2 protein-coding genes, 1 tRNA gene and 2 rRNA genes (1 of these 5 running past the window's edge) are annotated in these 6,403 nt (G+C 59.5%); 3 read left to right on the top strand and 2 right to left on the bottom strand.

The features are described from left to right. The 3 genes from BDW16_RS05695 to BDW16_RS05685 all read left to right on the top strand — a co-directional run. A 23S ribosomal RNA gene (locus BDW16_RS05695) occupies positions 1-2,479 on the top strand (it extends 314 nt beyond the left edge of the window). 99 nt (positions 2,480-2,578) lie between these two features. Beyond that, a 5S ribosomal RNA gene (rrf, locus tag BDW16_RS05690) occupies positions 2,579-2,693 on the top strand. Positions 2,694-2,813: 120 nt separating this feature from the next. Further along, positions 2,814-2,890 (top strand) — tRNA-Met (locus tag BDW16_RS05685). A gap of 605 nt (positions 2,891-3,495) precedes the next feature. Here BDW16_RS05685 and BDW16_RS05680 read toward each other — a convergent pair. Continuing rightward, positions 3,496-5,340, bottom strand: a complete 1,845-nt coding sequence (locus BDW16_RS05680) for a methyl-accepting chemotaxis protein (protein WP_066578757.1) — start codon at positions 5,338-5,340, stop codon at positions 3,496-3,498. 204 nt (positions 5,341-5,544) lie between these two features. Further along, positions 5,545-6,372, bottom strand: coding sequence for a flagellin (locus BDW16_RS05675; RefSeq protein WP_066578830.1), 828 nt, complete (start codon positions 6,370-6,372; stop codon positions 5,545-5,547). Between the last annotated feature and the right edge of the window lie 31 nt (positions 6,373-6,403).

Here is a 6,403-nt window from a genome sequence, read left to right as displayed (position 1 = left end):
TGCCTTCTTTTCAACTAGCAGAACAGTCTGGAAAGGCTGACCATAGCGGGTGACAGTCCCGTATGCGAAAGTGATGAAGAAGGACTCGAGTAGGGCGGGGCACGTGAAACCCTGTCTGAACATGGGGGGACCACCCTCCAAGCCTAAATACTCGTACATGACCGATAGCGAACTAGTACCGTGAGGGAAAGGTGAAAAGCACCCCGATGAGGGGAGTGAAACAGTACCTGAAACCGAACGCCTACAAGCAGTGGGAGCATCTTTAGGGTGTGACCGCGTACCTCTTGCATAATGGGTCTGTGACTTAGTGTATCAAGCAAGCTTAAGCCGTTAGGTGTAGGCGCAGCGAAAGCGAGTCTGAATAGGGCGACTTAGTTTGATGCATTAGACCCGAAACCCGGCGATCTAGGCATGACCAGGTTGAAGGTGGGGTAACACTCACTGGAGGACCGAACCGTTTAATGTTGAAAAATTATCGGATGAGTTGTGTTTAGGGGTGAAAGGCCAATCAAGCCGGGAAATAGCTGGTTCTCCGCGAAATCTATTGAGGTAGAGCCTTGGACGAATACCCTAGGGGGTAGAGCACTGGATGGTTGCGGGCGGCGCGAGCTGTACCAATACTAACCAAACTCCGAATACCTAGGAGTACTATCCAGGAGACAGACGGCGGGTGCTAAGGTCCGTCGTCAAAAGGGAAACAGCCCTGACCTACAGCTAAGGTCCCCAAGTCATCACTAAGTGGGAAAGCATGTGGGAATCCCAAAACAGCCAGGAGGTTGGCTTAGAAGCAGCCATCCTTTAAAGAAAGCGTAACAGCTCACTGGTCTAAACAAGGGTTCCTGCGGCGAAAATGTAACGGGGCTAAAGTGATGCACCGAAGCTTAGGGTGTGTAGTTTACTACACGCGGTAGCGGAGCGTTCCGTAAGCCTGCGAAGCCGAAGGGTAACCGACGGTGGAGGTATCGGAAGTGCGAATGCAGACATGAGTAGCGATAAAGAGGGTGAGATGCCCTCTCGCCGAAAGACCAAGGGTTCCTGCTTAAAGCTAATCTGAGCAGGGTGAGCCGGCCCCTAAGACGAGCCCGAAGGGGGTAGTCGATGGGAACCACGTTAATATTCGTGGGCCTGGTGGTAGTGACGGATCCCGTGTGTTGTATGTCCTTATCGGATTGGACATGCTTCGAAGGGGTTCCAGGAAATAGCTCCACCGTATAGACCGTACCCGAAACCGACACAGGTGGTCAGGTAGAGTATACCAAGGCGCTTGAGAGAAGTGTCCTGAAGGAACTCGGCAAATTGCCTCCGTACCTTCGGAAGAAGGAGGCCCTGCTTCTGGGCAACCAGTAGCAGGGGGCACAGGCCAGGGGGTAGCGACTGTTTAGCAAAAACACAGGGCTCTGCTAAGTCGGCTTCAAGACGACGTATAGGGCCTGACGCCTGCCCGGTGCCTGAAGGTTAAGTGGAGGGGTGCAAGCTCCGAAACGAAGCCCAGGTAAACGGCGGCCGTAACTATAACGGTCCTAAGGTAGCGAAATTCCTTGTCGGGTAAGTTCCGACCTGCACGAATGGCGTAACGACTTCCCCACTGTCTCCAGGACATGCTCAGCGAAATTGAATTCTCCGTGAAGATGCGGAGTACCCGCGGTTAGACGGAAAGACCCCGTGCACCTTTACTGCAGCTTCAGAGTGGCATTAGGAATTAATTGTGTAGCATAGGTGGGAGGCTTTGAAGCACTGGCGCCAGCTGGTGTGGAGCCTACGGTGAAATACCACCCTGTTGATTTCTGATGTCTAACCTCGAACCGTTATCCGGTTCAGGGACCCTCTGTGGCGGGTAGTTTGACTGGGGCGGTCGCCTCCTAAAGAGTAACGGAGGCGTGCGAAGGTTGGCTCAGATCGGTTGGAAACCGATCGTTAGAGTGCAATGGCATAAGCCAGCCTGACTGCGAGACTGACGAGTCGAGCAGAGACGAAAGTCGGTCATAGTGATCCGGTGGTCCCTCGTGGAAGGGCCATCGCTCAACGGATAAAAGGTACGCCGGGGATAACAGGCTGATGATTCCCAAGAGCTCATATCGACGGAATCGTTTGGCACCTCGATGTCGGCTCATCACATCCTGGGGCTGGAGCAGGTCCCAAGGGTTTGGCTGTTCGCCAATTAAAGTGGTACGTGAGCTGGGTTCAGAACGTCGCGAGACAGTTTGGTCCCTATCTGCCGTGGGCGTCGAAATTTGAGAGGAGTTGACCCTAGTACGAGAGGACCGGGTTGAACATACCTCTGGTGTACCAGTCGTTCTGCCAAGAGCGCAGCTGGGTAGCTATGTATGGACGGGATAACCGCTGAAAGCATCTAAGCGGGAAGCCTCCCTCAAGATAAGATTTCTTAGGACGGTGGTAGACCACCACCTTGATAGACTGGATGTGGAAGCGCGGTAACGTGTGGAGCTAACCAGTACTAATTGTCCTATTCGCGCTTGATGAGTCCCACCATCAATGACAGCTCTGCTGATCATTGAGGTTGATCCTCAAAGCCTTGGTGCACGCATCGATTTGATACCCAATTACACCTGCTTCATTGCTTGGTGACCATAGCGTCAGTGACCCACCCGATCCCATCCCGAACTCGGCCGTGAAACCTGACTGCGCCGATGGTACTATTGCTCAAGCACTGGAAGAGTAGGTCGTCGCCAGGCATTGAAGCCGGTGTAATCGGAAAAACCCATTCACATTGTCAGATACGCAACACGCGTCGCGCTAAACCGGCGCGGCGCGTTTTTGCTTTCAAGGCACCCCACACGGTGCCCATCAGATGGCGCGGGGTGGAGCAGCCCGGTAGCTCGTCAGGCTCATAACCTGAAGGTCGTTGGTTCAAATCCAACCCCCGCAACCATCAACACACACACACAGCCGCCCCACAGGGCGGCTTTTTTGTTGAACACTCCACGTCAACACAACATTGCCACAACATCTCTCGGGCGCAGCGCCGATTGGAATTCGAGCGGTTCGGAACAAGCGGGCCTTGGTGTCATAGACCGACAGCAGCCGCGGATCGCAGCTGCCGAGCGTGGTGGCACGGCACCGCACGCATTGTTGAGTTGGTGGATCTCGTGTGCGCGTGGGAAGGTCGGATCGATCCTGGTGCTGCCGACACGGCAGCCTATCCGGTCGGCGATAGGATGATATCGTTGACGTAGAGCTTGTGGCCGAAAGGGGCGCGCCAGGCGGTATCGAGCCGGGGCGAGAACGGTCGGTCAGTTCGACATCGGTTCGGCGCCGGATGATGTGGCGATAGATCGCGAACCATGAAGATCCCATCGCGTGCAGCATCGCATCGCGCAGGTTCTCGCGATAGTTGATCCCGTCGGTGCCAGCGGTCTCGAACAGCCGGCCGGGGAACCGGACCACCTGAATCAGCAGGCTATCCTGTAGCGGCAACGCCCGGCATGCGGTTGTCCGCAGGCCGGGCGCTCCGTCGGCTTCTCAGGCGTGTTTCGTCTAGAATTCGAGCCAGTCGTCCGCGCCGGAAAGCGTGCTCATCGGCTTGGGCTCGCTGGACAGGGAAGGCGAGAAGCCGACCGGTGCGCTGCGAGCCGGAGCGGGTGCCCGGACCGGCTTATTGCCGATGCTGAACATGGCCGCACGATCGGCGAGGGCAGTGACCTCGCTGCTCAGATTGCGCGCCGCTGCCGAGGTTTCCTCCACCATCGCCGCATTCTGCTGCGTTGCCTGGTCCATCGTGCCGATCGCGGCGCTGATCTGCGTGATGGTCGAGGACTGTGCCTGATTGTCCGACGCGATCTCGCTCAGCAGCGTATGCACCTGCGATACATCGGTCGAGATGTTCTGCAACGCGCCATCGACATTCTGCACGGCCTCTACGGCGGTGCCGATATCGGCCTGGGTCGCGGTCAGCTGTTCACGGGCGCGCTTCGCTTCCTCTTCCGAGCGCATCGCAAGGGCGGAGACGAGGTCGGCGACGACCGCGAAACCACGGCCGGCATCGCCTGCGCGCCCGGCTTCGACCGCTGCGTTCATCGCGAGAACGCGGGTCTGGAACGCGATCTTGTCGAGCCCTTCGATCACGCTGTCGATGCCCTTGGCGCTCTCGCTCACCCGGCCCATTGCCTGCACAGCCTCGTCGGCGATGCTGCGGCCGGAATCGACCACCGCCATGGCGCCGTCGGCACGCCGCACGGTCCGGCCGGCCGCCTCCGCTGTGGCACGCAGGCGATCATCCATCTGGGTGATCGCGGCGGAGGTTTCCTCAAGGCTCGCGGCGTTGCTTTCGGTCCGCCGCGCAAGGTCTTCCGACGCCTGAGCGATCTCGCCCGAGCCGGTGCGGATGGCGACGGCGCTTTCTGCGACCGCTCCGATCAACTCACGCAGTGAATCGAGCGCGGCGTTGAAGTTGGTCTTGAGCTCGCCATAGGCCGGCGGAAACTCCGTGGTGATCGAGCGGCTGAGGTCGCCCTCGGTCATCGCCGACAGGCTGTCGCGCAGCGCGGTCGTGACGACACGCTGCTCAGCGGCTGCGCGCGCATCGGCCTCGGCACGGGCTTCGGCTGTGGCGCGGAAATGCTCGAGCGCGCCGGCGATCTCGCCGATTTCGTCCTGACGGTCGCGATAGGGCACATCGGCCTTGCCGCCTTCGGCCAGCGTCGTGGTGACCGAGGCGATGCGCGACATGGGCAGCGCCACCGAACGGTTGATGATGAACCAGATCGCGACGATGCCGGCGAGGCTTGCGAGCGCGAGGAGGATCGAGAGCGTGATCGCGAGACCGGCGGTTTGCGACCCTTCCTCGGCGGCCTTGCGCGAGCGCTCACGCGACATCTCGATCAGCTTGTTGGTCTGGTCGATAACGGCACGGGAGTGCGTCTTGCCGTCACCCTTGATCAGCGCCATTGCGCCGGCCAGATCCCGGTTGCCGCGCAGCGCGAAGATTTCCCGGTTGGTCCGGTTGAGTTCGGCGACCTTCTGGCGCAGCGAGGTGACCTCGCCTTGGAAGTCCTCCCCCGCGACCTTGCCATAGGCCTCGACCGCCTTGTCGAGCTTCTCGACCCCCTTGTCGAGGCGTTCGCGTAGGCTGGCTTCTTCCTTGGCGTCGATCGCATTGTAATAGCTGTAGATGACGATGCGCATTTCCTTGACGTCGCTCATCACGTCGCTGAGCCCTGACATGCCGGCGAGGCCGCGGGTGACGTGCCGTTGGGTCACCGCGTCCAGTGCGTGCGTCGAATAATAGCCGTTGAACCCGACCACGCAGAGTAGCAGGCCGAGAATGGAGAAGGCGGCAAACAGCTTCTTCGGCAGCCGCCAATTGTCGAGAAATGCGATCATATCCAGTCCATTTTCAGATGGTTGGTCAATCCCGCGACCGGCATGCCCCGGATTCCCGACAGAGTGCCGGAGCGGGTCGGTGGTGCGAGGCTAGGGAGATGCTGCCAACTGCGCCGCCGCAGGAAAAAGGCCGGGATGGCGAACCACCCCGGCCTTACCCGGACGACCGGCCCTTTCAGTGGGGGCGGAAGGGCCGATCGAACCTTAGCGGAACAGCGACAGGATCGTCTGCGGCGCCTGGTTGGCGATCGACAGAGCCTGAACGCCCAACTGCTGCTGGACCTGCAGGGCCTGAAGGTTCGCCGATTCCTTGGCCAGATCCGCATCGACGAGGTTGCCGATGCCGGTCGTGACCACGTCCGACAGCTTGCTGGTGAACTTCAGCTGGCCTTCGATCTTACGCGACGCAGCGCCGAGGTCGCTGAGGCTGGTGTTGACGGCCGTGATGACGGTGTCCAGCGTGCCGACCATCGTCTGAGCGGTCGCCTGGGTGGCGATGCCACCGGTGATCGCGCCATCGACCGCCGTGTCGAACGACTGGTTCGCCACGGCGAGCGTGCTGGTGACGTCCAGGGACTGGAGCGCCGCAACCGTCTTCGTACCGGTGAAGGTGTTGTCGAGCAGGTTGGTGTTGTTGAACTCCGACGACTTGATGATCGTGCCAATCTGGCCCTTCAGCGCCGTGAAGTCCTTGTCGATCGCGGTACGGCTGGCGGCGTCGAGGCCGGCATCCGCAGCTTCATAGGCCTTCGACTTCATCTGGTTCAGAAGGTCGGAGATCTGTTCAGCACCCGCGATCGCGGTGTCAGTGACGCTCTTCGCGTTGTTGAGCGACGAGCTCACCGCGTTCAGGCCACCCAGGTCACCCCGGAGAGACTGAGCCACCGTGTACTTTGCCGAGTCATCCTTGGTCGAGCTGACGGCCAGACCGGTGTTGATGCGGCTCTGCGTGACATCCATCTTCTTGTTGGTCGCGTTCAGGCTCTGGAGAGCTGCCATCGCGCCAGCATTGGTGTTAACCGAAAACGCCATTTTGTTCATTCCTTCTAGAATAGAAAGGCCG

The organism is Sphingomonas koreensis (assembly GCF_002797435.1).
Classification (GTDB): Bacteria; Pseudomonadota; Alphaproteobacteria; order Sphingomonadales; family Sphingomonadaceae; genus Sphingomonas; species Sphingomonas koreensis.
The sequence above is the reverse complement of the archived record's forward strand: the minus strand, read 5'-3'. Positions and strand labels throughout refer to the sequence as shown.

What these genes read in the sequence shown, in the direction of transcription:
- BDW16_RS05680 (WP_066578757.1), bottom strand. Translation starts at nt 5,340, where the DNA reads ATGATCGCATTTCTCGACAATTGGCGGCTGCCGAAGAAGCTGTTTGCC.
- BDW16_RS05675 (WP_066578830.1), bottom strand. Translation starts at nt 6,372, where the DNA reads ATGGCGTTTTCGGTTAACACCAATGCTGGCGCGATGGCAGCTCTCCAG.